This window comes from Actinoplanes couchii (assembly GCF_016862075.1).
In the GTDB taxonomy this organism is placed as follows: Bacteria; Actinomycetota; Actinomycetes; order Mycobacteriales; family Micromonosporaceae; genus Actinoplanes; species Actinoplanes couchii.
The window spans coordinates 56,791-81,016 of sequence record NZ_BOMG01000041.1 but is presented as its reverse complement, the minus strand read 5'-3'; the positions used below and the strand labels follow the sequence as shown (position 1 = coordinate 81,016).

Sequence of the window (24,226 nt, the reverse complement as noted above, 5' to 3'; positions counted from 1 at the left end):
TGGTGAAGATGAAGACCATCGTTGTCGTCGGTGCGACAGGTGCCCAGGGCGGCGGCCTCGTCAAGGCGATCCTGGCGGACCCGTCCGGCGACTACACGGTCCGCGCCGTCACCCGCGACGCCACCTCGCCCCGCGCCCAGGAACTGGTCAAACTAGGCGCTGAGGTGGTCCAGGCGGACAATTACGACGAGCAGAGCCTGGTCGAGGCATTCACCGGGGCGTACGGCGCCTTCCTGGTGACCAACTTCTGGGCCCACATGTCAGCCGACAAGGAGCTGGAGGAGGCGGGCAACCTCGCCAACGCCGCCAAGCGGGCCGGTCTGCAGCACGTGATCTGGTCGACCCTGGAGGACACCCGGGACCACGTTCCGGCCGATGACCCCCGGATGCCGACCTTGCAGGGCCGGTACAAGGTCCCGCACTTCGACGCCAAGGCCGAGGCCGACGCGCTGTTCACCGCGGCCGGGGTGCCGGCCACCTTCCTGCGGACCACGTTCTACTGGGAGAACCTGGCCACCGGCTGGGGCGCGACCCGGGACGCGGACGGCGTGCTCACGCTGACCCTGCCGATGGGTGACGCCCGGCTCGCCGGCATCGCCGTCGACGACATCGGCCGGACCGCCTACGGTCTGCTCAAGGCCGGACCGGAGGAGTACGCGGGCCGCACCGTGCACATCGCCGGCGAGCACCTGACCGGCGAACAGGTCGCGGCCGGCCTGCCCCGGGCCGTCGGCGAGCCGGTGGTGTACCGCCCGCTGACCCACGACGCCTACCGTGACCTCGGCTTCCCCGGCGCCGACGAGGCGGGCAACATGCTGCAGTACTACACCGAGTTCGAGGACTACTTCACCGGAGTCCGCGACCTGGACGCGGTGCGGAGGCTCAACCCCGAACTGATGACGTTCGACCAGTGGCTGGACACGAACGGCCACACCATCCCGACGAAGTAGTTATGTCATAGGATGCGGCCGTTCGCGAAGATTCGGCTGGGAGACGCATCCTGAGAACGCTCAGAAGAGACCTGGCAGCGCGCTGTCTGGCGATAGTCGGCGCGCCCTGGTTCAGCATCGCCGGATTCGCTGTCATCGCGGTCAACGCGACGTGCCTCGGCCTGGAGACGTACTCCAGTGTCGCGGCCGTCGCGGGACCATACCTGAAGTTGATAGAGCACCTGTGCATAGCCGGTTTTGTCGGCGAGTTGCTGATCCGCTTCGGCGCCTGCCTGAACCGCCCGTCGAGCTTCTTCCGCGACGGCTGGAACATCTTCGACCTGGCGATCATCGTGGCCCCGCTGATCCCCGGCATCCGCGAGAACGTCACCCTGCTCAGACTCCTGCGGCTGGCCCGCATCGTCCGGGCCTTCCGCCTGTTCCCCAGCCTGCGGGTCATCCTGGTGGGCATCCGTAAGAGCCTCCCCGGCCTGGGCAGCTTCCTGCTGATCACGGTGCTGGTGATATACGGCTACGCGATGCTCGGCTGGATGCTCTTCGGCAAGGCCGAGCCGGACAAGTACGGAACGGTAGGACAGGCCATGCTGAGCCTGTTCCTGCTGCTCTCCCTGGACGGCATCACCGACATCCTGGAGAACGGCCGGGACGTCACCCCGTGGGCCGTCCCGTACTACGTGTCGTACATGGTCGCCGCCTGCTTCCTGCTGACCAACCTGCTGGTCGGCCTGGTCCTGACCGCGCTGCAGGAGGCCCACGAGGCGGAACAGGCGGCCAGCCGCGGCAAACAGGCCGGCCCACCCATCCCGATGGAGCCCCCGCCGGTCGACACCACGGCCCACCACCAGATAGCGAAGCTGCGGGAGGCTCTGGACGCCCTGGAGTCCCAGCTGACGGTCACCCCACCGACCCCGAGAACCCCGGAGCAAACCCTGCAAGAGGTGGTACGCCCAACGGCATCCTAGAAATCCACCCGTCCCGCCACGCCCCGCAAGCCAGGCGCCCCGGATCAGGGAGGAGCCCAGCCTCCTAGGATGGTCTAGGGGTGGCGGTAGTGTTCATGGGCGTGACTGTGGGCTCGGGGGTTTCTGTTGCTGGGGTCAGGGATCGGGAACGGGTTGTGGGGACGCTCGTTGCTGCGTTTGTGAGGGATCCGGTTCTACGGTTTCTCTTTCCCGCCGATGCGGACTATGCGGGGCAGGCGGGAGCCTTCTTCGGGCATCTCTTTGACAAGCGGGTTCATAGGAAAGCCATCTGGACCGTTGAAGGTGGGGCCTCGGTCGCCATCTGGGAGCCTCCGGGCGGCGACGAACCGGTAGACGCCGAGGTCTCGGAGATCTCGGGGCTTTCGGCAGACGCTCGGGAACGGGTGCGGCGGTATGACGATGCGGTCCATGCCGCGTTTCCCAGTCTGCCGTTCTGGTATCTCGGGGTGCTCGGGACTCATCCGGCTGCTGCTGGGCGTCGGCTGGGGCGGGTCGTCATGGCCGAAGGGCTTCGGCGGGCCGCTGCCGATGGGCTTCCCGCTTACCTGGAGACCAGTAGGCCCGAGAACGTGGAGTTCTACCGCCGGGCCGGCTGGGAAGTGGTCGCCGAGGTGAGTGATCCGCTGCCGATCTGGGTCATGCGCCAATAGGCGGTCGCCCGGCAGTGCGTGTGTTCAGGCGCCGGTGTGCTGTGCGGTCACGGGCGGGCTCACCGACGTCGGCTGTGGAGTCCGGGCGGCTGTGGCGTAGATGCCGAGGATCAGCAGTAGTTCGCCTACGTTGCCCAGCCAGAACGCCAGTACGCCCAGGGCCGCGGCCACGAACATCGCCAGTGAACCGGCCAGGAGTCAGGGGCTTCGGGTTCTGGACAGCAGGATGGCGCCCAGCACGATCAGCACCAGGATGGTGGCCACGGCGGGGATGGGGGCTCCGTGGGCTGCCTCGTTGGTGTAGCGCAGGGTTCCCGCGTACGACATCGGTTGCAGGTCGAGGGTTCGGACGTCCTGCCAGAGGCCTACCGCGATCAGGGTCACCGTCAGGGTGGTCGAGGCGGCTCTGACCGGGCGGTTGCTCAGAAACCGGATGCCGTGGGCCCGGCAGAGGGCGACACCGACCGGGATCAGCAGGGGCACCAGCAGGGCGTGTGCGACGAAGCGGGGGTAGGACAGGGCCCGCAGGGTGTCACCGGCGCCGATTGCGGTGCCGGTGGCGACGATGGCGTTGTCCCAGATCAGGGCCAGGATCACGGCTGCCGGCAGCAGCGACGCGGTGTCGGGGCGGCGCCTGTGCAGGGCGATGACCAGGCCCAGCACGACGGCTTCGGCCACGGCGATCGATCCGAAGAGCACGGTGAGCATGCCCGGCCCCCTGTTTCGTTGAGGGAAACACTGTTCCGCCAACATAGAGGATCGGGACAAAAGTATCCACAAAAGACGATCACGACAGATCGGCGGGGGCCACCGGTGAAAGGTGACCCCCGCCGATCTGTTCCGGTCAGCCGATCGTCACCAGCTCGGGCTCGGCGGGGGCCGGCTCCGGGCGGGTGGTGGCGCGGTCCCGGCGGGACTCGGCCATCGTGTAGAGGACCGGGATCAGGACCAGGGTCAGCAGCGTCGAGCTGACCAGGCCGCCGATCACCACGACCGCGAGGGGCTGGGAGATGAAACCGCCCGCGCCGGTGATGCCCAGGGCCATCGGGAGCAGCGCGAAGATGGTGGCCAGGGCGGTCATCAGGATGGGCCGCAGCCGGCGCAGGCCGCCTTCGACGACCGCCTCGGTGACGCTCATGCCGCGTTCGCGGTACTGGTTGATCAGGTCCATCAGGACGATCGCGTTGGTGACCACGATGCCGATCAGCATCAGGATGCCGATCAGGGCGGCCACACCCAGGGCGGTGTCGGTGACCAGCAGCAGGGCGATGGCGCCGACGAACGCGAACGGGATGGACACCAGCAGGACGAAGGTCTGCCGGATGCTACGGAACACCGCCACCAGGATCAGGAACACCAGGGCGATGGCGATCACGATGGCCAGGCCGAGCTGGACGAACGCCTCGTCCTGCTGGGAGGTCACACCACCCATCTCGTACGACGCCCCGGCCGGCAGTTCGAGGCCGTCGAGGGCGGTCTGGACGGCCGTGCTGGCGGCGCCGGTGTCGTCGCCGACCGGGGTGGCGGTGACCGTGTTGGTGCGGTCGCCGTCGATGCGGGTGCGCTGGACCGGGCCGTCGACCTGGGTGACGGTGGCGACCTTGTCCAGGCGTACCGGGCCGGTGGCGGTCATCAGGGTGAGCGCCTTGACCTGGGCGAGGCTGGTGGGGGCGTCGGCGCCGGTGGTGACGACGACCTCGTGCTCGCTGCCGTCCAGGGTGACCCGGGTGACGGTGCTGCCCTGCACGGCCTGCCGCAGCGACGACACGATGGCCTGGTCGGTGAGGCCGGCGCGGGCCGCCGCCTCACCCTTGGCGACGATGCTGATCTGCGGGGCGCTCTCGGACAGGTCGCTGCTGACGCCGGTGACCTCGGTGACGCCGGCCAGGGTGTCGGCGACCGCGGCGGTGGCGGTCTTGAGGGTGGCGTCGTCGTCGGCGGTGACGGACACCTCGATGTCGCTGCCGCCGAAGCCGCCGCCCGCGGAGCCGACGCTGATCTCACCGGCGCCGGTGATCTTGCCGACCGCGGCCGAGAGGGTGTCCGAGACCTCGGTGGCGGAGGCGTCCTCCGCGAGGTTCAGGGTGTAGGAGACGCTGTTGCCGCCGCCCGCGCCGCCGAAGAAGTTGCCGCCGGAGCCGATGGTGACCTGGTAGGACTCGACGCCGTCCAGGTCGGCGACGACCTTCTCGACCTGCTGGGCGGCCTTGTCGGTGGTGGTCAGGTCGGTGCCGGGCGGCAGGGTCTGGGTGACGCTGAGGCTGGTCGCCTCGTCGCTGTCGATGAAGCTGGTCTTCAGCCCGCCGGCCATGAAGACGGTGAGGATCAGCAGGGCGCCGGCGATGCCGAGGACGGTTTTGCGGCGGCGTACCGAGAAATTGATGACCGGCAGGTACATCCGCTGCAGGCGGCCCTGGCGCTCCTCGGCCTCGACGCGCTGCCGGTACTCGTCGGGGTCGACGCCGGCGGAGTCCTTCGGGGCCTTGAGGAACCAGAAGGCGAGCGCCGGGACGACGGTGAGCGACACCAGCAGCGAGGCGAGCATGGCGACGGTGACGGTGATCGAGAAGGAGCCGAACAGTTCGCCGACCATGCCGCTGACGAACGCGATGGGCAGGAACACCGCGACGGTGGTGAGGGTGGACGAGGTGACGGCGGAGGCGACCTCACGAACGGCGGTGATCACCGCGTCGCGGCGGTCCTCGCCGTACCCGAGATGCCGTTTGATGTTCTCCAGGACCACGATCGAGTCGTCGACCACCCGCCCGACAGCGATGGTGAGGCCGCCGAGAGTGAGGATGTTCAGCGAGTAGTCGCCGGCCCAGAGGGCGATCAGTGCGATCAGCAGGGACAGTGGGATCGATACCGCGGTGACCAGGGTGGACCGGGCGGACCGCAGGAACATCACGATGATGAGTACGGCCATCAGCAGGCCGAGCGCGCCCTCTTCGAGCAGGCCGTCGACGGATTCCTTGACGGCCGGGCCGTTGTCCGAGACGACGGTCAGGGCGGCGCCGTCACCGAGCTGCTTCGTCAGGTCGGGGAGCAGGTCGCGGACGTCGGTGGAGATGGCGGAGGAGCTGCCGCCGTGGTCCATGGTGAGCGAGACGCCGAGGCTGGGTTCCCCGTTGGTACGGGTGATCGAGGTCGCCGGAGCGTCGGTCAGTTCGACAGCGGCGATGTCCTTCAGCTGTTCCGGAGTCGTACCGGAGGTGATCCAGAGGTTCTTGATCTGGTCCAGGGAGGTGACCGCGGAGCCGACGGCGAGGCTGAGGTCGCGCCCGTCCGAGGTGATCGACCCGGCCGCGGAGGTGCCGCCGAGAGTGCTCAGGGCGGTCGCGATGGCCTGGGTGTCGGCCGGCTTGGCAGGCGTGACGGTGACGGTCTGTTCGCGGGCGCCGGAGACGGAGACCTCGTTGACGCCGTCGACGGCCTGCAGGGCGGGCACGACGTGGCTGTTCAGAGCCTCGGCGGTGGTGCCGGTGGCGGCCAGGGTCATCGTCGGCATGTCGCCGGTGCTGCCGGTCATCACCTGCGGGTCGACGTCCTGCGGCAGGCGGGCCTTGGCGAGAGCCTGGGTGACCTGCGCGGACGCGTCGTCGATGTCGGTGCCGAAGGCGAACGACAGCATGACCAGGGTGGAGCCCTGCCGGCTGGTGGAGCTCATCGACTCGACACCGGTCAGGTTCCCGACGGCGTCCTCGATCGGGACGGTGACCTGCTGCTCGACGACCTCCGGCCCGGCGCCGGGGTAGGCGGCGGACACGGTGACCGCCGGGAACGACAGGTCGGGCAGCAGCTGCTGTTTCAGGGAGGCCGCCGCGTAGCAGCCGAGCGCTACGACGAGAGCGGCGACGATGGCCACCAGTTTGCGGTTGGCGAGGCTGAGACGGGCGAATATCGACACACCAGAAGTCTGGAAAATTCCGGTGCCGGATTCGTCGTCCAGCGGGAGTCCGATCCGGTACCGCGTGTGCGGTAGCTGTGGACACGCAATACCACCGCTGTGGGTGTGCTCTCAGCGTCCGCTCAGCCGCGGGGCACGTTGACCAGTCCGCTCTGGTACGCGACCACCACGAGCTGTGCGCGGTCCCGTACGCCCAGTTTGGTCATGGCGCGGTTGACGTGGGTTTTCGCGGTCAGCGGGGACAGGAAGAGGCGCTCGCCGATCTCCTCGTTGGTGTAGCCGTTGGCGACGAGCACCAGCACCTCACGTTCCCGGTGGGTGAGGTCGTCCAGGGCGGTGGTGGTGACGGCGGGCCCGGGGCCGGGCTGGGCGGTGAGGTGGTCGAGCAGGCCGCGGGTGGCTTTCGGGGAGAGCAGGGCGTCCCCGGCGGCGACGACCCGGACGGCGTGGATGAGTTCGTCGGCGCCGACCCCCTTGCCGAGGAAACCGCTGGCGCCGGCCCGGACGGCGAGCATCACGTTGTCGTCGTTCTCGAACGTGGTGAGGACCAGGATGCGCACGCCGGCCAGGTCGTCGTCGGCGGCGATCCGGCGGGTGGCCTCGATGCCGTCCATGCCGGGCATCCGGATGTCCATCAGGACCACGTCGGCGCGGGCGGTGCGGGCCAGTTCGACGGCCTCGCGCCCGTCCATGGCCTCGCCGACGATCTCGATGTCCGGTTCGGAGTCGAGGATCATCCGGTAGCCGGCCCGGATCAGGGCCTGGTCGTCGGCGAGCAGTACACGAATCACGATTTTTCCTCAAAAGGTAGTACGGCGAGCAGCCGGAACCGCCCGTCACCCGTTTCGCCGGCCTCCAGTGTTCCGCCCGCGGCGACGGCCCGTTCCCGCATCCCGACGATGCCGTACCCGGAGCCCGCGGCCCGATCGCCCCGGGCCGGATTGATCACCTCGATGGTCAGGCCCCGGTTGTCCCAGGTGAGGGTCAGTGCGGTGGAGCCGGTGCCGTACTTGTGGGCGTTGGTGAGCGCCTCCTGCGTGATCCGGTAGGCGGCCAGGTCGGCCATCGCCGGCAGTTCCCGTTCGGTGCCGCACGACTGGAGACGGACGTCCAGCCCGGTCGCGCGCAGGGTGTCGAGCAGGGCGGGCAGCCGGGACAGGCCGGGGGTGGGTTCGGTGGTCACCACCGGGTCGTCGGACTGCCGCAGGACCCCGACGATCGACGACAGTTCCTTCAGTACGTCGTCGCCGGAGTGCCGGATCAGATCCAGGGCCGGGCGCACCTGTTCGGGCCGTTTGTCCAGCAGATGGCTGGCCGCGGCGGCCTGCACGCTGATCACCGCGATGTGGTGGGCGACCACGTCGTGCAGTTCCCGGGCGATGCGCAGCCGTTCCTGGATGACCCGGCGCTGCGCCTCCTCCTCGCGGGTCTGTTCGGCGCGGCGGGCGCGTTCCTCCACCTCGGCGAGGTAGGCGCGGCGGCTGCGGGTGGCGTCGCCGAACGCGGCGGCCATGCTGAGGAAGGTGAGCACCGGCAGGCTGTCCAGGGCGAACAGGTCTCGGCTGCGGATGGCGTCGGCGAGGTAGAGGGCGAAGCCGCTGCCGGCGATGTGCATCCAGGTGGTGCGGCGGTCGGTGCGGGAGGCGACGGTGTACGACACGATCGCCCCGGCCATGATCAGCAGCGGGATGCGGTTCTGGGTGATGGTGTACTGCGCGGCCAGCCCGGCGGTGACCAGGATCAGCAGGGTGCGCGGGAACCGCCGCCGGCCGGCCACCGCTCCGGCGGCCACCACCGAGACGATCAGGTCGAAGGTGGTCATCCGGCGGCCGTCGGGCAGGGTCTCGGCCTTGAGATAGGCGGTGGCGGCGAACGCGCACAGCGTCACCGCGAGCAGCGAGTCGATGATCGTCGGGTGCCGGGCGGCCCAGGCGCGGGGGATGGGCCAGATCAGGCCGTTCATGTTGCTGTCCATGGCGCTTTCCACGGTAGTGCCGGGCCGCGGTACGGGCGTCCTGCAACGGTGGTAGCGATCACTACCGCCGTTGAAGTAGATCCACCGGGTGTTCACCTGGCGTTCTCACGTGATTCACAGGATTCATCGAGCTTCCCTTGTTCCCGGTAACCCTAGATATGGGGCATGAGACCACCGTCGAGCGCTCTCCGCTCGTTCAACAGGTACGAGATCAAGTACCTGTTGCCGAGCGATCAGATCCCGGAACTGCGGGCCGAGGTAGCCGCCCGGATGGATGCCGACAGTCACGCCACCGCCGGTGGGTACGGGGTGTGGAGCACCTACTACGACACCCGTGACCTGCGGTTCTACTGGGAGAAGATCGAGGGGCTGAAGTTCCGGCGCAAACTGCGGGTCCGGCACTACGGGGACCGCACGAACGTCGGCGACGACACCGAGGTGCACGTCGAGATCAAGCAGCGGGTCAACCGGGTCACCCAGAAACGGCGGGTGGCGCTGCCGTACCACCTGGCCCGTGACCTGTGCGACAGGCGGCGGATGATCGACCACGACCCGTCCTCGACGGCCTTCGTCGAAGAGGTCCTGGAACTGGTCACGATGCTGGACCTGCGGCCGGTCGCGATGACCGGTTACCAGCGGGAGGCGTTCGTCGGGCGGGAGTCCGACCTGGGCCTGCGGGTCACCTTCGACCACCGGATCCGCGGCCGGGACCGGGACTTCGACTTCGCCGCCGAGACCGAGAACCGGCTGATCGTGCCGGCCCGGCTGTCGGTGATCGAGTTCAAGGCCAACGAACGGGTGCCGTACTGGCTCACCGATCTGGCCGCCCGGCTGAACATGTCGGTCGTGCGGGTCTCCAAGTACTGCCAGAGCGTCGAGGCCTTCGGCCGGGCACCGCGCTCGATCTTCCACATCCCCGATACCGAAACCGTCGAGGTCTGACCACCATGCCCTTCGAAGTACAGGATCTGTCCGGCACGTTCAGCGTCGGTGACATCGCCATCGCGCTGTCGCTGTCGTTCGTGCTCAGCGCGTTCATCGCCTGGGTCTACCGGTTCACCCACCGCAACGTGTCGTACTCCCAGTCGTACGTGCAGACGCTCGTCATCCTGGGCATGCTGATCGCCCTGATCATGCTGGTCGTCGGCTCCAACATCGCCCGGGCGTTCGCCCTGGTCGGTGCCCTGTCGGTGGTCCGCTTCCGGAACGCGATCAAGGAGACCCGGGACGTCGGGTTCATCTTCCTGGTGATGGGCGTCGGCATGGCCGCCGGCACCCGTTTCTACACCCTGGCCGTCGTCGCCGCCGTCGCGATCAGCCTGATCATCCTGGTGATGTTCCGGTTCAACTGGTTCGCCGCCAACGTCCAGCGCCAGGTCGTCAAGGTGCAGATCCCGCCGGACGGCAACTACACCGAACACATCCAGGACGTGCTGATCGGGCTGACCAGCGAGTTCGAACTGGTCAGCATGGAGAGCATCCGCGGCGGGGCGCTCACCGAGCTGATGTACACGGTCCGGCTCAAGAAGGGCATCGAGCCCAGCGAGCTGATCGCCAAGCTCGGCGAACGTACCGGCGGGCAGCGCGTCACCGTCCTGACCGGGTACGACCAGACGGACCTGTGATGAAGCGCCGACTGGTGCACCGGATCCCGGTCCGCGTCCGGCACTACTGGAAACTGCTCGCCACCTGCGCGGCCACGCTGCTCGCGTTCGCCGTGGTGTTCAGCACGGTGCGGGTCGCGCCGCTGGTCACCAGCGCCAGCGACGAGAACGGCGACAAGGTGACGGTCGACATCGCCGGCACCACCGACCTTTTTGATACGAGTAAGGCACACCGCATCGTGATCACGTTCCGGGACGAGGACTACCAGCGACTGCTCGACGCGTTCTGGGACGAGAACGAGAAGGAGTACCTGGAAGCCGACCTGACGCTGGACGGGACGAGTCTGCCCAGCGTCGGGATCCGGTTGAAGGGCAACTCCACGCTGCAGAGTCTGACCCGCAACGGTGAGTCCCGCCAGACCGGGCGCGGCGGCGGCCGTCAAGGAGGCGGTATGCCCGGCGGCGGTTTTCCAGGCGGAGATCAACAAGGCGGCGGTTTCCCCGGCGGCGGCATGATGGGCGGCGGGGGCCGCACCGAACTCAAGGCCGAGGAACCCGAGAACCTGCCCTGGCTGATCCGTTTCGACGAGTTCGTCGACGGACGCCGCTACCAGGGGCACCGGGAGATCTCGGTCCAGGTCGGCGGCATGGGTGGCGGCGCGACAGTGCTCAACGAGGCGGTGTCGCTGGACGTGCTGGCCGCGGCCGGGGAACCCGCGCAGGCGTACTCGTACACCAGCTTCACCGTCAACGACCGGCCCACCACCGCACGCCTGATCGTCGAGCACCCGGACGAGAACTTCGCCGACGACCTGGGCGACAACGGGGTGCTCTACAAGAGCCTGTCGACCAGCCAGTTCACCGACCAGGGCGACGACCAGACCGAGTACGCCGACGACTTCAAGCAGATCAACAAGAAGGGCAGTCAGGATCTGCAGCCGGTCATCGACCTGATCAGGTGGGTGAACACGGCCGACGACGCCGAGTTCGCCGCGCATCTCGGCGACCACATCGACGTCGAGTCGTTCGCCAGATACGTCGCCACCCAGAACCTGCTGATCAATTTCGACGACATGGCCGGTCCGGGGCGCAACTACTACCTCTGGTACGACCTGACGACCCGGAAGTTCTCGGTGGTCGGCTGGGACTACAACCTGACCCTGTCCGGTTCCGCCACCCAGGAGCCGACCGAGTCGGTGAGCATGGGCGGCGGCGGAATGCGCGGCGGCCGGCCGGGCGGCGACTTCCAGCCACCGGAGGGCATGGAGATGCCCCAAGGTGGCGGCCGGGGTGGCTTCATGAGCGGTCACCAGCTCAAAGAGCGATTCCTTGCCGGTACGGCTTTCGCAGACGTCTACCAGCAGCAGTACGAAGCGCTCTACCACAAGATCTACGGCAATGCCGCGGCCCTGAATCGGCTCAACGAGATCGTGCAGGTCATCGGCACCGTAGACGGCTCGGACCCGGTGGCCACCGCGACCGAGGCGGAGAGTCTGACCACGTTGATCCGGGAACGCACCCAGTTCCTGGCGACCAGTGAATTCGTCACGAAAAGCTGATGGAATGCCCGGCCGGCTGCCAAGACCCCCCAAGGCAGCCGGCCGGGCTGGTCAGCGGGTCACCTTCAGGGTGGCCTTCAACGAGTTCCGGCCGGTGGTGGCGTTCCACAGTCCGGTGTTGGCGAGCTGGATCGCGTAGGCGGGTGTGGACGCCAGCCGTGGCGACGGGTCGGGCAGGCTGAGCGCGAGCGGATACGAGCCCGCCGGGGCCGTGAACGTGCCGGTCACCGTCACGGTCCTCCCCGGGAGCCAGGTGCGCACGTCGGTGGCGAGAGTGACGGCCCGGGAACCGACGAGCAGGCGGACCGGCCGATTCTGGACCGGGGCGGCGTACCCGAGATTGGTGATCGTGAAGGAGACGCGGACCTTGGCACCCGCCTTGGCCGAAGCCGGAAGGACCGCCTTGACCAGGCGCAACCGGTAACCGAGCCGTTTCGCCGCCTCGGTGCGGCCCGTGGCGCCCCAGGAGTCGAGCACGTCGGCGTTGAACGACGGATTCAGATAGGTCCAGTGGTAAGCGGCCATCTCCTTGTTCGCGTTCGCCCACCCGGATCGTGCCGACGGATCGCACGTCTCCCCGCCGACCAGCGTCGTGGCACCCCGCGCGGCCAACCACGCCCGGTCGTCCCCGGCGTAGGTGCCGTAGTCGTCGTCCCCGGCCAGGAAACAGTCGTCGTGCACACCGACCCGGGTGTTGCCGGGTGCCAGCCGCCGGGCGAACGCCGGAGTGCGCACCTGCACCGGAACCGTCGACGGAACCGCCGCCAGCAGCGCGTCCAGCACCCGTTTGCGATCACTCTGGTCGGTGCGGGTGAAGTTGCGGGTGTAGTACCACTCGCCCCAGCGCCCGATGAATCCCGCCTGAACGGCGGCGACGACATCCGCGTCAGCCGATATCGCATTCCCGATTTGTTGGATATGTCCGACCGTGCGGTCGGGCGTGGCGTCGTGATCCGAATCGGCCGTGTAGGCGAACCGCAGCACCAGCTTCACCCCGGCTTTGCGCGCGGTGGTCAGGTCGGCGCGGAAACGGTCCAGGTCAGCGGCGGAAATCGTGTCGACGGCCTGGTATTTCTCCAGGTAGACGATCCGGAAGACGAGGGTGTGACCAGCGGCGGTGAGGTCGGCGGCGGCCAGCGGCTCCCACCCGGACCCGTCGCCGCGCAGGTGCGTCTCGGTATAGGTGAAGAACCCGCGCCCCGGGTTGGCGATCACCGCATCGGTGCCGGCATAGGTGCGGGTCACCGAGGCGGGCGCGGCCAGGGCGGGCGCGGCCCCCGAAAGGACGAGCGCGAGCGAGGCGACGCCGGCCATGACAAAACGGCCGGCCGGGAAGGAACGCATGGGCGCACAGTCGGCGCCCGGACCGGAGACCTGAGGATTCAACGCGGCGCTTCCAGGCCGAGGAGCCGGTCGAAGAGCCGGTACCGGAACACCACGGTCAACGTCAGGTACCAGAGGATCAGCGCCGGCAGCACCACCAGGAACACCGGCTTGGACGGCCCCATCAGCCCGAAGTACTCCCACAGCGCCGGCACGCACAGCACCAGGCTGAACAGCCCCATCAGGCACATCACCAGGCGGACCGGCCGCCGGTCACGGATGGGCCGGGTCCAGGCCGAGAACATCTTCGAGTACGGCAGCAGGAAGCCGATCAGCAGGAACGACGCGTAGCAGAAGAACGTCGACAGCCCGGTCTGCGCCAGGATCGTCGCGGCGGCCTCGGTGAAGTCGGCCGACCCCACCCCGTAGGTGAGCCCGGTGGAGCGTTCGAATTCGTGCACGATCCGTTCCGGGGTGCGCCCGGAGCTGAACCCGTGCTGGATCAGCGAGTACAGCGACGTGTAGATGGCGGTGCCGAAGGTGGCCGTGACGACCGCGGCGGGCACCACGAACCGGACCAGGTTGCGCAGCAGGTGCGGGTCGGGCCGGGACGGTCTGGCCCAGAACGTGAGGAACACGGTGGGGATGCCGACGGTGAACATGGTCAGCCCGACCTGGGTCGGCGAGTAGGGGAACGACAGCCCCAGCATGGTCACGGCCAGGATGACCAGGCCCTGGCTGGCGACCCGGGCGAGGAAGACGTAGAGCGACACCCCGATGCCGTTGATGATCCGGCGGCCCTCCTGCTGGGCCGGGGGCAGCGCCGCGAAACTGTCGTCGACGAGCACGATGTCGGCGACGTCCCGGGTGACCGCGCTGCCGCTGCGCATCGCCACACCGACGTGCGCCTGTTTCAGGGCGCGGGCGTCGTTGACGCCGTCGCCGATCATCGCCACGTACCGGCCCTGCCGGCGCAGCGACCGTACGATGCGTTCCTTGTGTTCCGGGGCGACCCGGCCGAACACGCTGGTCTTCGCGACGAGCCGGTCCAGTGCCGGGTCCTCCAGGCCGTCGAGTTCGGCGCCGGCGACCGGAACGTCGCGGCCGATCCCGGCGCGGGCGGCGATCGCGGCGACGGTTCGCGGGTCGTCGCCGGACAGCACCTTGATCCGGACCCCTTCGGCGTGGAACCGGCCGACCGTCTCGATCACGTCGGGGCGCAGTTCGTCGGCGAGCACCGCCAGGGCGACCGGTTCCAGCATCGGCAGTTCCGGCCGGCCCGCCGCGTCGCGCAGTCCCGCTTCCGGGTCCTCGGCCCGGGCCAACAGCAACACCCGCAACCCTTCGCCGGTACGGGTGGTGACGGTCGCGTCGTCGACCGCCCGGCGCAGGCGTCCCGCGAGCGCGTCGGGTGCCCCCAGCACCCAGGTGCCGGTGGTGGTGACCATTCCGGACCAGCGCAGCGACGACGAGAACGGCACCTCGTCGCGGACCTGCCAGACCGGTCCGGGCAGGGCGGCGGCGAGGGCGAGGGCGGTCAGGTTCGGTGTCGCCGCGTGGTGGGCCAGCCCGCCGAGCGCCTCGGCGGCGTGGTCCAGGCCGTCCAGCGGCACCACCTCCTCCAGGGTGAGCTGCCCGGTGGTCAGGGTGCCGGTCTTGTCGGTGCAGACCACGTCCACGTTGCTGACCGACTCGACCGCGTTGACCTGCTGCACCAGCGCCCCGAACCGGGCGATCCGGACCGCCCCGGCGGTGTAGGCGAGGGCGATCAGGAAGAACAGGCCGTACGGGACGAGACCGGACAGCACGGCGGTGATCTGCACGACCCGCAGCACGCTGAAGCCCTCGAGGATCGCCTGCGCCACGATCGCGCCGCTCATCAGCACGGTCAGCGCCATCACCAGGCGCACGATGAACTCGATGCTGCGCTGCAGGGGTGTCCGGTCGGTGGTGGACACCCGGGCCTCGGCGGTCAGCCGGCCGGCGTAACTGTGCGCGCCGACGTCGCGGGCCAGCTGGTGGCCGTCGCCGGCGACGCAGAGGCTGCCGGAGCGCAGTTCGTCGCCGGGGTGTTTGACCACCGGATCGGATTCGCCGGTCAGCAGCGACTCGTCGGCCTCCAGCCGGCCGCCGTCCAGCAGCGGGCCGTCCACCACGAGCTGGTCGCCGGGCCGGACCCGCAGCACGTCGCCGCGGACCACCTGGTCGGGGGTGAGTTCGACCTCGCGGCCGTCGCGCAGCACCAGCACCCCGGCCCGGTCCAGCAGCTGCAGCCGGGTCAGTTTGTGTTTGGCCCGGATCTCCTGGGCCGCGCTGATCACCGCGTTGATCAGGCCCAGGCCGACACTGACCAGGGCGTCGCTGTAGCGGCCCAGGGTGAGCAGGGCGGCGCCGATCACGAACAGGATCAGGTTGAAGAACGAGAAGACGTTGGTCCGCAGGATTTCCGGGTAGGTCCGGCCGCCACCCCGCACGGCGGTGTTGCCCTCACCCCGGCGGCGCCGCGTGTCGGCTTCGGCCGTGGTCAGGCCTTCGGCCGGCGCGAGCATCACCTGATCCATACGGTTTCACCCTACGGACCGAACCTGTGGCCCGGGGCCGGAACCGTCTCCCGGCGAGGTGCGCGAAACCGTTTGTTCGGTTTCTGTGCGCCGTCCGTCACCATGTTGCTCTTCTGCGCGGCGTCCGGCATTAACTCCCCGGCCGTCCGGCCTCCATAGCGTCGAGTCGATCACGCCCCGCCGCGCGCCGGAGACGGCCCGCCCTACGTGAGCGAGTCGACTCATGTCTGCTGAACCGGATGTCAGCGTCGTCATCCCGACCTGCAACCGCCCCGAGTTGGCGGTCCGTGCCGTCGGCAGCGCCCTGGCCCAGACCCACGACCGCCTCGAGGTGATCGTGGTGGTGGACGGGCCGGACGAGGACACCGTGGCCGCTCTCGGCCGGATCGCCGACTCCCGGTTGCGGGTGGAGGTGCTGCCCGAGCGGCGCAAGGCCCCGCACGCCCGTAACGTCGGCGCCCAGCAGGCCCGCGGCCGGTTCGTGGCGCTGCTCGACGACGACGACGAGTGGCTGCCGAACAAGCTCGAGGTCCAGCTGAAGCTGGCCGGCGGTTCGAACGCCGACTATCCGGTGGTCGCGACCCGGCTGATCAACCGGACCCCGCGCGCCGACTCGATCATGCCGCGCCGGCTGCCGGCCGCCGGTGAGCCGCTCAGCGAGTACTTCACCGTGCGCCGCGGCCTGTTCTACGGTGACGGTTTCATCCAGACGTCGACCATCATGGCCCCGGCCGAGCTGCTGCGCCGGGTGCCGTTCACCGTCGGGCTGCGCCGTCAGCAGGAACTCGACTGGGCGCTGCGCGCGGTCCGTGAGGACGGGGTGGAGCTGCTGTACGCCGAGGAGCCGCTGGTGCTCTGGCACCAGGACGAGGACCGGGAGCGGATCAGCCTGCAGAACCCGTACGAGGAGCAGCTGGAGTGGCTGCGCGGCAGTCGCGCGCTGTTCACCGAGCGGGCCTACGCGGCGTTCACTCTCAGTGTGATGAGTTCGATGGCCGCCCCCGGACGGCAGGGCAGGCACTTCCGGGAGCTGCTGGCCGAGGCCCGTGCGCACGGCCGTCCCGGCGCCCTGGACTACCTGACCCACCTGCAGATCTGGGCGCTGCCGCCGGCGGTCCGGGCCCGGGTCCGGGACCTGCTCGTCGGCCGCCGTTCGCAGCCCGCACCGGCCACCGCCCCCGAGCCGGTCGATGTCGCCTGAGAACCCGCGCCGGGTCGCGATCTGGCGCAGTGCGCTGCTGCTCGGTTCGGAGACGTTCATCCGGGCGCAGGGCGACTCGCTGACCCGGTGGAGTCCCACCTACGTCGGGGCGACCCGGATCGACTCGGCGCTGGCCCGCCCGGACGACGTGATCACCTACCCGGACGGCAGCCGGGAGTTCCTGCGGCTGCGGCTGTCCGGGACCAGCCCCCGGCTGCGGACCGTGCTCGGCGAGGTCCGCCCGGAGCTGGTGCACGCCCACTTCGGTGGCGACGGCTGGCTGGTCAGCCGTACCGCCCAGCAGTTGGGGGTGCCGTTGATCGTCACCGTGCACGGCCACGACGTGACCCGCCAGCCGCAGAGCCCCGGCCTGCACGGGGTGCGCTACCGCCGGAACCTGCGCGCGGTGTTCGGCCGGGCCGCCCTGGTCGTCGCGGTGTCCGGGGTGATCCGGGAACAGGCCGTGCGCTGGGGCGCCGACCCGGCGAAGGTGCGGGTGCACCACACCGGTGTCACCGTGCCGCCGACCGTCCCGATGGCCCCGAAACGCTGGGACGTGGTGTTCGTCGGCCGGTTCGTGGCCAAGAAGGGCGTCGACGACCTGCTCACCGCCCTGGCCGCGGTGGACTCGCCGCGGCCGCGGGCGCTGCTGATCGGGGACGGGCCGCTGCTGCCGCGGATGCGGGAGCTCGCCGAACAGCTCGGGGTGGACGCCACCTTCGTCGGCGGTCAGCCGCCCGAGTCGGTGCAGCGGCACCTCGCCGAGTCCCGGATGCTGGCGGCGCCGTCGAAGACCGCGCCGGACGGCGACACCGAGGGCCTGCCCACCACCATCCTGGAGGCCGCCGCGCTGGGCCTGCCGGTGGTGGCGACCCGGCACAGCGGCATCCCGGAAGCCGTCCTGGACGGGCAGACCGGACTGCTCAGCCCGGAAGGCGACCCGGCCGCGCTGGCCGCGTCGATCACCCGGCTGCTCGGCGACGCCGGCCTGCGCAACCGGATCGGCACCGCGGCCCGGGCCCACGTCGCGGAGAACTTCGACCTGGCGACGCAGACCCGGCGCTTGGAGGACCTCTACGACGAAGTGACCGCCGGGAAGAGCGCCGTCACTTCGCCTTGATGCGGCGCACGGCGGCCCGGGCCAGGCGTTTGCCGGTCCGGGCGCCGTCCAGCACCGCCTTGGCCGCCCGGCCGCCCGGGGTCGCCTTCAGCACCGCGATGATGCGGTTCGCGCGGGCCAGGTCGGCCTGCAGGGTCGCCGTGCGGGATTCGTACCACAGCAATTGGCTCTGCAGGTCGGTGACCCGGGCCGCCAGACGGTCGTGCGCCGCGCTGCCCTCGCGCAGGGTCTCCGGAACCGCGACCGGCAGCGGCGCGACCTCGGTGCCGGCCATCGCCGCCAGCAACTCGGCCGTCTCGTCGCCCTGGCCCTCGTCACGCAGCGCGTCGGCCAGCCGGTGCAGCACCGGATCCTTCGCCGGGCCGGTCAGCGGATGCAGCCTTCCGGCGGCGTCCACCACGATCGCGTCGGCCGGCACCCCGGCGGCGTCCCCGGACTGCCAGGCGGTCAGCATCGCCCGCATCGCCGGCCGGTCACCGCGGCGGGCGGCGGTCAGCAACTCGTCGTGCAGACAGCGGCCCGCCGGTTCCGGCCCGGCCGGCAGGATCGCCGGCAACGGCGGCGCCTGATGGCTCGGAAAAGCGGCCACCACCAGCCACGACGGGGCCAGGGCGGTGGCCAGGCCGTGCCGCAGCAGCTCGGCGGCGAGCGGGCGCGGGTCGGCCAGCAGCGGACCGGCCGGCAGCCCGGCCCGGCGCAGCGCCGACGTCAGGACACCGTGCCGCTCCGGGTCGGCCAGCGCGGTCCGGCTCAGCAGGGTCGTCGGGCGGACCGGATCCGGGTACGCCGCGTAGTCCCGTGACACCGTCAGCCCGGACGCGTGCAGCCGCTCGCACAACTCGAACAACCCGGCCGGGCGGGTGGTGTCCCCGGCGGTCACCACCCAGTCGGCGTCCCCGGCAGCCGCGGCGGTGCCGTACAGCCGGTGCAGGCCCAGCGGGTTGGCGTGCCCGAGCAGGAGCCGGCCGCCCGGGCGCAGCACCCGCAGCAGCCGGTCCAGCCCTTCCGACCAGGACAGGTCGGCGCCCTCGGTGGAGGCGGTGCGGTCCAGGCCGTCCAGAGCGACCACCGTGTCGTACGCCGGGACCGATGCCAGCTTCTCCAGGCTCCCGCAGCACACCTGCACCCCCGGCAGGCCCTCGTACGCCTCAGCGTCCAGAGCCCCCCGCAGCAGCACCGTCACCTGCCGGGAACCGATCGCGGCCACCAGCTCCGGATCGTGCGGGCCGACCACCAGGGTGTCCCCGCCGACCGTGCGCAGCACCTCGCGCAGCACGTCACCGCCGACCGGTGAGGAGTCGGACCAGTGCGGCATCTCGCCGCCGAGCAACAAGGCAGTCATGCGTCTTTTTTCCAGTTCAGCAGGTGACGGAGTTCGGCGGGGGAGAGCAGCCGGTCCGCGCCGAGCTCCTCGACGGTGATCGCGCGGGCGGTGTCCGGGTCGACCTCGGCGCCGTGCAGGTCCGCCCACTGCCGCCGGATCCGGCCCCGGCCGCCGAACAGGTCCTTCTCACCGTCCAGCTGCATCGGATCGCCGTAGACGGCCGGTTCGCAGCCGGCCAGCACCCCGTAGAAGACGGCGCTGCACAGCCGGTTCGACGCCACCCGCTGGTGTCTGCGCTGTTCGGCGAGCTGCCGGGCCAGGAACTGCGGGTCCAGGTCCTTCCACCAGCCGCCCCGGTAACCGTGGCAGATCACCCGGAACCCGGCCTCCTCGTACCGGCGGCGCACCCGTGGTGTCCGGAACTCCTGCCAGTACAGGCAGACCGTCACCGGCCCGGTCTCGGTCGCCTTGATCTCGTCGATCAGCCGGTCGTGGTCGCCCTGGACGTGCTGTCCCTCCCAGCCGTGGAAGGGGTAGTAGATGGTGCCCTCACGCGTCTGCGGCTCATCGGGTTCCATGGCGACCAGGTACGCCCACGGGGAACCGGTGACGTACAGCTGCCGCCGCCCCATCGACCAGGCCCGCCGGCGGGTCCGCTCACTCCACACGAACGACGGGATGCCCGGCGTGAACTCGTGGTCCGGGGCCATTCCGTCGCCGATGTTCCAGCCGTGCTGCAGATAACCGCGCAGCAGCGGCAGGTCCGACTCGTACCCGCAGTAGCGGGCCAGCACGTGGGAATGCCCGTAGTAGTGGTTGGCGTGGTGCACGGCCCATCCCACCCCGCGCAGGTGGACACCCGGTGAGCGCGGGGTGGCGGGCCGGGGTGGATCAGTCGGCGGGCGGGTCGGCCAGCGGCCAGCCACCGGCGGCCAGGTGTGCCGACACCCGCACCATGTCCTCCGGGGACGCCTCCTGCAGCAGCGTCGACGCGACCATCTCCTCGATGTCGGCCGGCGTGATCGGGCCGTCGTCCCGCACCGCCAGCGACGCCGCGATCTTGCGGACCTCGTCCTCGGTCATCTTGCGGCGCAGCAGCCCGAGCAGGGCCACGTAGTCCTGCCGGGGCACCCCCTCCGGGTAGCCGGCCCGCAGCCACTCGACGGCCCGGGTCACGAAGTTGGACCGCGGCTGGCTCACGTCATCACCCCTTGTCCACGACTGTCGGATACACGTTGTCGAAGTTCAGCTCCTTGCCGAAGCCGCTCGCCACGATGAACGTGATACCCAGTCCCACCCCGATCAGCACCACCGCGAAACACAGGTAGCCCAGCGGCGCGGTCCGGCGCGACGCCAGCGACCGGACCCCGGCGGCGAACAGCGCCGGCAGACCCGCCCCGAGGATCAGGCTGGTGGCCAGCACCTTCCAGGCCCCGTCCAGAGCCAGCATCAGGTTGTTCATACCGCACTCCCGACCGGGGCTTCCCATTCGTCGTTGACGTTGTCGTGGTTGACCGGCGCCTTGCGCGAGTGCAGCCACATGTAACCGGCCAGTCCGAGCAGCGCCGCGAAGATCAGCGCCGCGCCGCCGGCCCCGCCGATCAGGTCGGCCACGAACCACATCAGCGCGCCGGTGACCGCGGCCGCCGGCAGCGTGATCAGCCAGGCGGTCACCATCCGGCCGGCCACCGCCCAGCGGACCTTCGCGCCCGGCCGGCCGACGCCGCTGCCCAGGATCGACCCGGTGGCGACGTGTGTGGTGGACAGCGCGAACCCGAGATGGCTGGACGACAGGATCACCGCGGCGGCCGCGGACTCGGCGGCCAGACCCTGCGGCGGGGCGATCTCCACCAGACCCTTGCCGAGGGTACGGATGATCCGCCAGCCGCCCAGATAGGTGCCGAGCGCGATCGCCAGCGCGCAGCTGATCTTCACCCAGAGCGGGATGTTGCCGGTGTCCGACCACTCGCCGGACGCGATCAGGGCGAGGGTGATGACACCCATCGTCTTCTGCGCGTCGTTGGTGCCGTGCGCCAGCGACACCAGCGAGGCGCTGCCGATCTGTCCCCACCGGAACCCGTTGTCGGTGAACTTCGCGGCCACCCCGACGGTGATCCGGTAGACGATCCAGGTGCCGGCCGCGGCCACCGCCCCGGCGATCACCGGGGACATCAGAGCCGGAAGGACCACTTTGCCGAGTACGCCGTCCAGCTTCTCGCCGTTGCCGGACCAGTTCACCCCGGACCAGCCGAGACCGGCGATCGCGGCCCCGATCAGGCCGCCGAACAGCGCGTGCGACGAACTGGACGGCAGGCCGAGCAGCCAGGTCAGCAGGTTCCACAGGATCCCGCCGATGACGCCGGCCAGCACGATCAGCAGCAGCGCGCTGCCGCCGTCGGCTATCAGGTCCGGTTTGGGGGTGCCGTCGGAGTTCTGGATGCGGATGACCGCGTTGGTGACCGTCAGCGCCACCTCGACCGAGAGGAACGCGCCGACCAGGTTCAGCACCGCGGAGAGCAGGACCGCCACCTTGGGGCGCAGCGCCCCGGTCGCGATCGACGTCGCCATGGCGTTGGCGGTGTCGTGGAAGCCGTTGGTGAAGTCGAAACCGAGGGCGGTGACGACGACCAGAAGGAGAATGACGGTTGTCTCTGTCACTCCCGCATCGTCACGCCGGGCCCGGCGAACCGCCTCCGGAGGAGGGCACTGTTCGCCGGGCATTCATCCACGTAAACGTCAGGCGGCGGCGACCAGAGCCTTCAGGTACGCCTGGTAGCCGTCGGCGTTCGGGTGGAACGTCTCGGAGATGTCGTCGCCGACCGCGTGGATCCACGGCTCCTTGGTGCACGCCTCGTGACCCTTGAAGGCCTCCCGCACGTCGACGAAGGTGAAACCCTCCTGCGCCTCGGCCCGGCCCTTGATCAGGTCGACGAGCGAGTCGGCGCCCTCGTTCAGCGACTTGCGGCGGGCGTCGTTGAGCTGCTGGCAGGTGACACCGGATTTGCCCGGCTCGGCCACCAGGTGCGGGTAGCCCAGCACGTACACCTTCGCGTTCGGCGCGGCCGTCCGGATCGCCTTGTACAGATCGTCGAGCGCGGCCGGCAGTGTGCCCTCGGCCTTCTTCACCGACGTCTCGACCGACGTGGCACAACCGGCGTCGTCACCGAACAGGCAGTCCTGCAGGCTCCCGGTCCAGCCCGCGTCGTTGCCGCCGACGGTCAGCGTCACCACGCCGGTGGTCTCGGTGAGGGCGGGAAGCTGCTTGTACCGCACGTCGTTGATCACCGCGCCGCTGCACGCCACGTCGGTGACCTTGGTGAACGGGGTGGCCTGCTCCTTGGCGAACAGCTGCGGGTACCCGCCGTCCCTACTCTGCCGGCACTGCTTGTCGTCGCCGTAGTTCCCGGCGCCCAGACCGGCCGCGTACGAGTCGCCGAGCGCGACGAAGTCGGTGGCCACCACCTTCGTCGCGGCGTCCTGCTCCGCCTCGCCGCCGCCTCCGCAGCCGCTGACGCCCAGGGCCACCGCGAACAACAGCGCGGCTGTGGTCTGACGTGCCTTCACGACAACTCCTTCGAAATGTGCCCGGATCCCCGTGATCATGCCCGATCCCGCTCTTCCGGCATACTTTCCGTTCATGACGCGAGCACGGGAACCCCGGCTGGAGATCGAGTACTGCACGCAGTGCCGGTGGTTGATGCGTGCCGCCTGGACCGCCCAGGAGCTGCTCACCACGTTCACCACCGACCTGGGCGAGGTGGCCCTGGTGCCCGGCGTCGGCGGGGTCTTCGAGGTGCGGCTCGGCGACGAGACGCTGTGGTCGCGCAAGGCCGAGAGCGGCTTCCCCGAGCTGGCCCATCTCAAGCGCCTGGTCCGCGACCGGATCGCCCCGGGACGTTCGCTGGGCCACAGTGATGGTCACAAGCCCGGCGAGTCCGCCCCGAGTTTGGCAGAGTCGGACGGGTGATCTCCCGCTGGACTCTGTACATCCCCCTCGCGGCTCTGGCCGCCCTGATAGCGACCTTCGGCCGCGACCTGAACACCCCCGTGGTGATAGTGGTGTCGCTGCTGCTGGCCGGAGCGGTGCTGGCCGCCGTGCACCACGCCGAGGTGGTGGCGCACCGCGTCGGTGAACCGTACGGCTCCCTGATCCTGGCCGTCGCGGTCACCGTGATCGAGGTGGCCCTGATCGTCACCCTGATGGTCAGCGGCGGGGAGAAGGCGCAGTCCCTGGCCCGGGACACCGTCTTCGCCGCCGTCATGATCACCTGCAACGGCATCCTCGGCATCAGTCTGCTGGTCGGCGCCCTGCGCCGGCGCTATGCCGTGTTCAACCCGGAGGGCACCGGCGGCGCCTTCGCCACGGTCACCGCGATCGCCACCCTCAGCCTGGTGCTGCCCACGTTCACCAAGAGCAGCCAGGGCCCGCAGTTCACCCCGGCCCAACTGGCCTTCGCCGCGGTCGTCTCGCTCGGCCTGTACCTGCTGTTCGTGGCGGTGCAGACGAAACGGCACACCTACTACTTCATGCCGATCACCACCGACGGCGAGGTGATCGAGGGCGAGGACCACCTGGAACCGCCGTCGTCCAGGACCGCCCTGCAGAGCCTCGGGCTGCTGCTGGTCGCCCTGGTCGCGGTCGTCGGCCTGGCCAAGGGCGTGTCGCCGACGATCGAGTCGGCGGTCGCCGGGGCCGGTCTGCCGCAAGCCGTAGTCGGCGTGGTGATCGCCATGCTGGTGCTGCTGCCGGAGACCATCGCCGCGGTCCGCGCGGCCGCCCGGGACCGGATGCAGACCAGCCTCAACCTGGCGCTCGGCTCGGCGATGGCCAGCATCGGCCTGACCATCCCGGCGATCGCGGTGGCGATGATCTGGCTGGAGGGGCCGCTGCTGCTCGGCCTCGGCGGCACCGAGATGGTGCTGCTGGCCCTGACCGTCGCGGTCGGCACCCTGACCGTGGTGCCGGGCCGGGCCAACATCCTGCAGGGCGGACTGCACCTCAGCCTCCTGGCGGTCTTCCTCTTCCTGGCCGGAAGCCCGTGACGGAGCCGGCGTCCGCGCGGAGGCCG

23 protein-coding genes are annotated in these 24,226 nt (G+C 70.0%); 10 read left to right on the top strand and 13 right to left on the bottom strand.

Annotation, left to right across the window (positions count from 1 at the left end):
- Positions 1-8 precede the first annotated feature (8 nt).
- The 3 genes from Aco03nite_RS14405 to Aco03nite_RS14395 all read left to right on the top strand — a co-directional run bounded on the left by Aco03nite_RS14405 (position 9) and on the right by Aco03nite_RS14395 (position 2,583).
- Complete coding sequence (locus Aco03nite_RS14405) at positions 9-950, top strand: NmrA/HSCARG family protein (RefSeq protein WP_239145158.1); 942 nt, start codon at positions 9-11, stop codon at positions 948-950.
- Between the two features lie 47 nt (positions 951-997).
- Positions 998-1,912, top strand: a complete 915-nt coding sequence (locus Aco03nite_RS14400; protein ID WP_203795646.1) for an ion transporter — start codon at positions 998-1,000, stop codon at positions 1,910-1,912.
- A 95-nt stretch (positions 1,913-2,007) separates the two neighbouring features.
- Positions 2,008-2,583, top strand: a complete 576-nt coding sequence (locus Aco03nite_RS14395) for a GNAT family N-acetyltransferase (protein WP_203795645.1) — start codon at positions 2,008-2,010, stop codon at positions 2,581-2,583.
- A 24-nt stretch (positions 2,584-2,607) separates the two neighbouring features.
- Here the strand turns inward: Aco03nite_RS14395 and Aco03nite_RS14390 are convergent, their stop codons facing one another.
- The 5 genes from Aco03nite_RS14390 to Aco03nite_RS14370 all read right to left on the bottom strand — a co-directional run bounded on the left by Aco03nite_RS14390 (position 2,608) and on the right by Aco03nite_RS14370 (position 8,465).
- Entirely contained in the window at positions 2,608-2,760 is a 153-nt protein-coding gene (locus tag Aco03nite_RS14390) for a hypothetical protein (RefSeq protein WP_203795584.1), read from the bottom strand.
- A 21-nt stretch (positions 2,761-2,781) separates the two neighbouring features.
- On the bottom strand, positions 2,782-3,291 hold the full coding sequence (locus Aco03nite_RS14385; protein WP_203795583.1) for a hypothetical protein: 510 nt from the start codon (positions 3,289-3,291) through the stop codon (positions 2,782-2,784).
- Positions 3,292-3,427: 136 nt separating this feature from the next.
- Entirely contained in the window at positions 3,428-6,490 is a 3,063-nt protein-coding gene (locus Aco03nite_RS14380; RefSeq protein WP_203795582.1) for an efflux RND transporter permease subunit, read from the bottom strand.
- Positions 6,491-6,612: 122 nt separating this feature from the next.
- On the bottom strand, positions 6,613-7,284 hold the full coding sequence (locus tag Aco03nite_RS14375; RefSeq protein ID WP_203795644.1) for a response regulator: 672 nt from the start codon (positions 7,282-7,284) through the stop codon (positions 6,613-6,615).
- Positions 7,278-8,465, bottom strand: coding sequence for a sensor histidine kinase (locus Aco03nite_RS14370; protein ID WP_203795581.1), 1,188 nt, complete (start codon positions 8,463-8,465; stop codon positions 7,278-7,280). The genes Aco03nite_RS14375 and Aco03nite_RS14370 overlap by 7 nt, the downstream gene beginning before the upstream one ends.
- Positions 8,466-8,630: 165 nt before the next feature.
- Here Aco03nite_RS14370 and Aco03nite_RS14365 point away from each other — a divergent pair, with 165 nt between their 5' ends.
- From Aco03nite_RS14365 to Aco03nite_RS14355, 3 genes are read left to right on the top strand one after another with little or no spacing between them, the layout of a single operon-like run.
- Complete coding sequence (locus tag Aco03nite_RS14365) at positions 8,631-9,407, top strand: polyphosphate polymerase domain-containing protein (RefSeq protein ID WP_203795580.1); 777 nt, start codon at positions 8,631-8,633, stop codon at positions 9,405-9,407.
- A 5-nt stretch (positions 9,408-9,412) separates the two neighbouring features.
- Entirely contained in the window at positions 9,413-10,090 is a 678-nt protein-coding gene (locus tag Aco03nite_RS14360; protein WP_203795579.1) for a DUF4956 domain-containing protein, read from the top strand.
- A complete protein-coding gene (locus Aco03nite_RS14355) occupies positions 10,090-11,628 on the top strand; it encodes a CotH kinase family protein (protein ID WP_203795578.1) in 1,539 nt (512 codons plus the stop codon). The genes Aco03nite_RS14360 and Aco03nite_RS14355 overlap by 1 nt, the downstream gene beginning before the upstream one ends.
- A gap of 51 nt (positions 11,629-11,679) precedes the next feature.
- On the opposite strand, the gene Aco03nite_RS14350 is transcribed toward Aco03nite_RS14355, so the two are convergent.
- Both Aco03nite_RS14350 and Aco03nite_RS14345 read right to left on the bottom strand, forming a co-directional pair.
- Positions 11,680-12,972, bottom strand: a complete 1,293-nt coding sequence (locus Aco03nite_RS14350) for a DUF4832 domain-containing protein (protein ID WP_203795577.1) — start codon at positions 12,970-12,972, stop codon at positions 11,680-11,682.
- 38 nt (positions 12,973-13,010) lie between these two features.
- Positions 13,011-15,512, bottom strand: a complete 2,502-nt coding sequence (locus tag Aco03nite_RS14345; RefSeq protein ID WP_203795576.1) for an HAD-IC family P-type ATPase — start codon at positions 15,510-15,512, stop codon at positions 13,011-13,013.
- Between the two features lie 223 nt (positions 15,513-15,735).
- On the opposite strand from Aco03nite_RS14345, the gene Aco03nite_RS14340 reads away from it, so the two are divergent.
- Positions 15,736-16,713: a glycosyltransferase family 2 protein gene (locus Aco03nite_RS14340; protein ID WP_203795575.1), complete on the top strand. Its 978-nt coding sequence runs from the start codon at positions 15,736-15,738 to the stop codon at positions 16,711-16,713.
- On the top strand, positions 16,703-17,833 hold the full coding sequence (locus Aco03nite_RS14335; protein WP_203795574.1) for a glycosyltransferase: 1,131 nt from the start codon (positions 16,703-16,705) through the stop codon (positions 17,831-17,833). The genes Aco03nite_RS14340 and Aco03nite_RS14335 overlap by 11 nt, the downstream gene beginning before the upstream one ends.
- Here the strand turns inward: Aco03nite_RS14335 and Aco03nite_RS14330 are convergent.
- The 6 genes from Aco03nite_RS14330 to Aco03nite_RS14305 all read right to left on the bottom strand — a co-directional run bounded on the left by Aco03nite_RS14330 (position 17,820) and on the right by Aco03nite_RS14305 (position 22,721).
- A complete protein-coding gene (locus Aco03nite_RS14330; RefSeq protein ID WP_203795573.1) occupies positions 17,820-19,175 on the bottom strand; it encodes a hypothetical protein in 1,356 nt (451 codons plus the stop codon). The two genes, Aco03nite_RS14335 and Aco03nite_RS14330, sit on opposite strands and share 14 nt — an antisense overlap.
- Positions 19,172-19,987 carry a hypothetical protein gene (locus Aco03nite_RS14325; RefSeq protein ID WP_203795572.1) on the bottom strand — a complete coding sequence of 272 codons (816 nt, stop codon included), beginning with the start codon at positions 19,985-19,987 and terminating at the stop codon, positions 19,172-19,174. Before Aco03nite_RS14325 ends, Aco03nite_RS14330 begins: the two co-directional genes overlap by 4 nt.
- A gap of 61 nt (positions 19,988-20,048) precedes the next feature.
- The gene (locus Aco03nite_RS14320) at positions 20,049-20,357 is read right to left on the bottom strand and encodes a DUF3349 domain-containing protein (RefSeq protein ID WP_203795571.1); all 309 of its coding nucleotides are present in this window, start codon (positions 20,355-20,357) and stop codon (positions 20,049-20,051) included.
- Between the two features lie 4 nt (positions 20,358-20,361).
- Positions 20,362-20,619: a hypothetical protein gene (locus Aco03nite_RS14315; RefSeq protein ID WP_203795570.1), complete on the bottom strand. Its 258-nt coding sequence runs from the start codon at positions 20,617-20,619 to the stop codon at positions 20,362-20,364.
- Entirely contained in the window at positions 20,616-21,815 is a 1,200-nt protein-coding gene (locus Aco03nite_RS14310) for an inorganic phosphate transporter (protein WP_239145157.1), read from the bottom strand. The genes Aco03nite_RS14315 and Aco03nite_RS14310 overlap by 4 nt, the downstream gene beginning before the upstream one ends.
- A gap of 78 nt (positions 21,816-21,893) precedes the next feature.
- Entirely contained in the window at positions 21,894-22,721 is an 828-nt protein-coding gene (locus Aco03nite_RS14305; protein ID WP_203795568.1) for an SGNH/GDSL hydrolase family protein, read from the bottom strand.
- Positions 22,722-22,794: 73 nt separating this feature from the next.
- Here Aco03nite_RS14305 and Aco03nite_RS14300 point away from each other — a divergent pair, with 73 nt between their 5' ends.
- Both Aco03nite_RS14300 and Aco03nite_RS14295 read left to right on the top strand, forming a co-directional pair.
- Complete coding sequence (locus Aco03nite_RS14300) at positions 22,795-23,124, top strand: Rdx family protein (protein WP_203795567.1); 330 nt, start codon at positions 22,795-22,797, stop codon at positions 23,122-23,124.
- Positions 23,121-24,200 (top strand): calcium:cation antiporter, encoded by a 1,080-nt coding sequence (locus tag Aco03nite_RS14295; protein ID WP_203795566.1) that lies wholly within the window; start codon positions 23,121-23,123, stop codon positions 24,198-24,200. The genes Aco03nite_RS14300 and Aco03nite_RS14295 overlap by 4 nt, the downstream gene beginning before the upstream one ends.
- Positions 24,201-24,226 lie beyond the last annotated feature (26 nt).

Coding starts and splice junctions, on each gene's coding strand:
- Aco03nite_RS14405 (WP_239145158.1), top strand. CDS start 9: ATGAAGACCATCGTTGTCGTCGGTGCGACAGGTGCCCAGGGCGGCGGC.
- Aco03nite_RS14395 (WP_203795645.1), top strand. CDS start 2,008: ATGGGCGTGACTGTGGGCTCGGGGGTTTCTGTTGCTGGGGTCAGGGAT.
- Aco03nite_RS14390 (WP_203795584.1), bottom strand. CDS start 2,760: ATGTTCGTGGCCGCGGCCCTGGGCGTACTGGCGTTCTGGCTGGGCAAC.
- Aco03nite_RS14385 (WP_203795583.1), bottom strand. CDS start 3,291: ATGCTCACCGTGCTCTTCGGATCGATCGCCGTGGCCGAAGCCGTCGTG.
- Aco03nite_RS14370 (WP_203795581.1), bottom strand. CDS start 8,465: ATGGACAGCAACATGAACGGCCTGATCTGGCCCATCCCCCGCGCCTGG.
- Aco03nite_RS14365 (WP_203795580.1), top strand. CDS start 8,631: ATGAGACCACCGTCGAGCGCTCTCCGCTCGTTCAACAGGTACGAGATC.
- Aco03nite_RS14360 (WP_203795579.1), top strand. CDS start 9,413: ATGCCCTTCGAAGTACAGGATCTGTCCGGCACGTTCAGCGTCGGTGAC.
- Aco03nite_RS14355 (WP_203795578.1), top strand. CDS start 10,090: ATGAAGCGCCGACTGGTGCACCGGATCCCGGTCCGCGTCCGGCACTAC.
- Aco03nite_RS14350 (WP_203795577.1), bottom strand. CDS start 12,972: ATGCGTTCCTTCCCGGCCGGCCGTTTTGTCATGGCCGGCGTCGCCTCG.
- Aco03nite_RS14345 (WP_203795576.1), bottom strand. CDS start 15,512: ATGGATCAGGTGATGCTCGCGCCGGCCGAAGGCCTGACCACGGCCGAA.
- Aco03nite_RS14340 (WP_203795575.1), top strand. CDS start 15,736: ATGTCTGCTGAACCGGATGTCAGCGTCGTCATCCCGACCTGCAACCGC.
- Aco03nite_RS14335 (WP_203795574.1), top strand. CDS start 16,703: ATGTCGCCTGAGAACCCGCGCCGGGTCGCGATCTGGCGCAGTGCGCTG.
- Aco03nite_RS14330 (WP_203795573.1), bottom strand. CDS start 19,175: ATGACTGCCTTGTTGCTCGGCGGCGAGATGCCGCACTGGTCCGACTCC.
- Aco03nite_RS14315 (WP_203795570.1), bottom strand. CDS start 20,619: ATGAACAACCTGATGCTGGCTCTGGACGGGGCCTGGAAGGTGCTGGCC.
- Aco03nite_RS14300 (WP_203795567.1), top strand. CDS start 22,795: ATGACGCGAGCACGGGAACCCCGGCTGGAGATCGAGTACTGCACGCAG.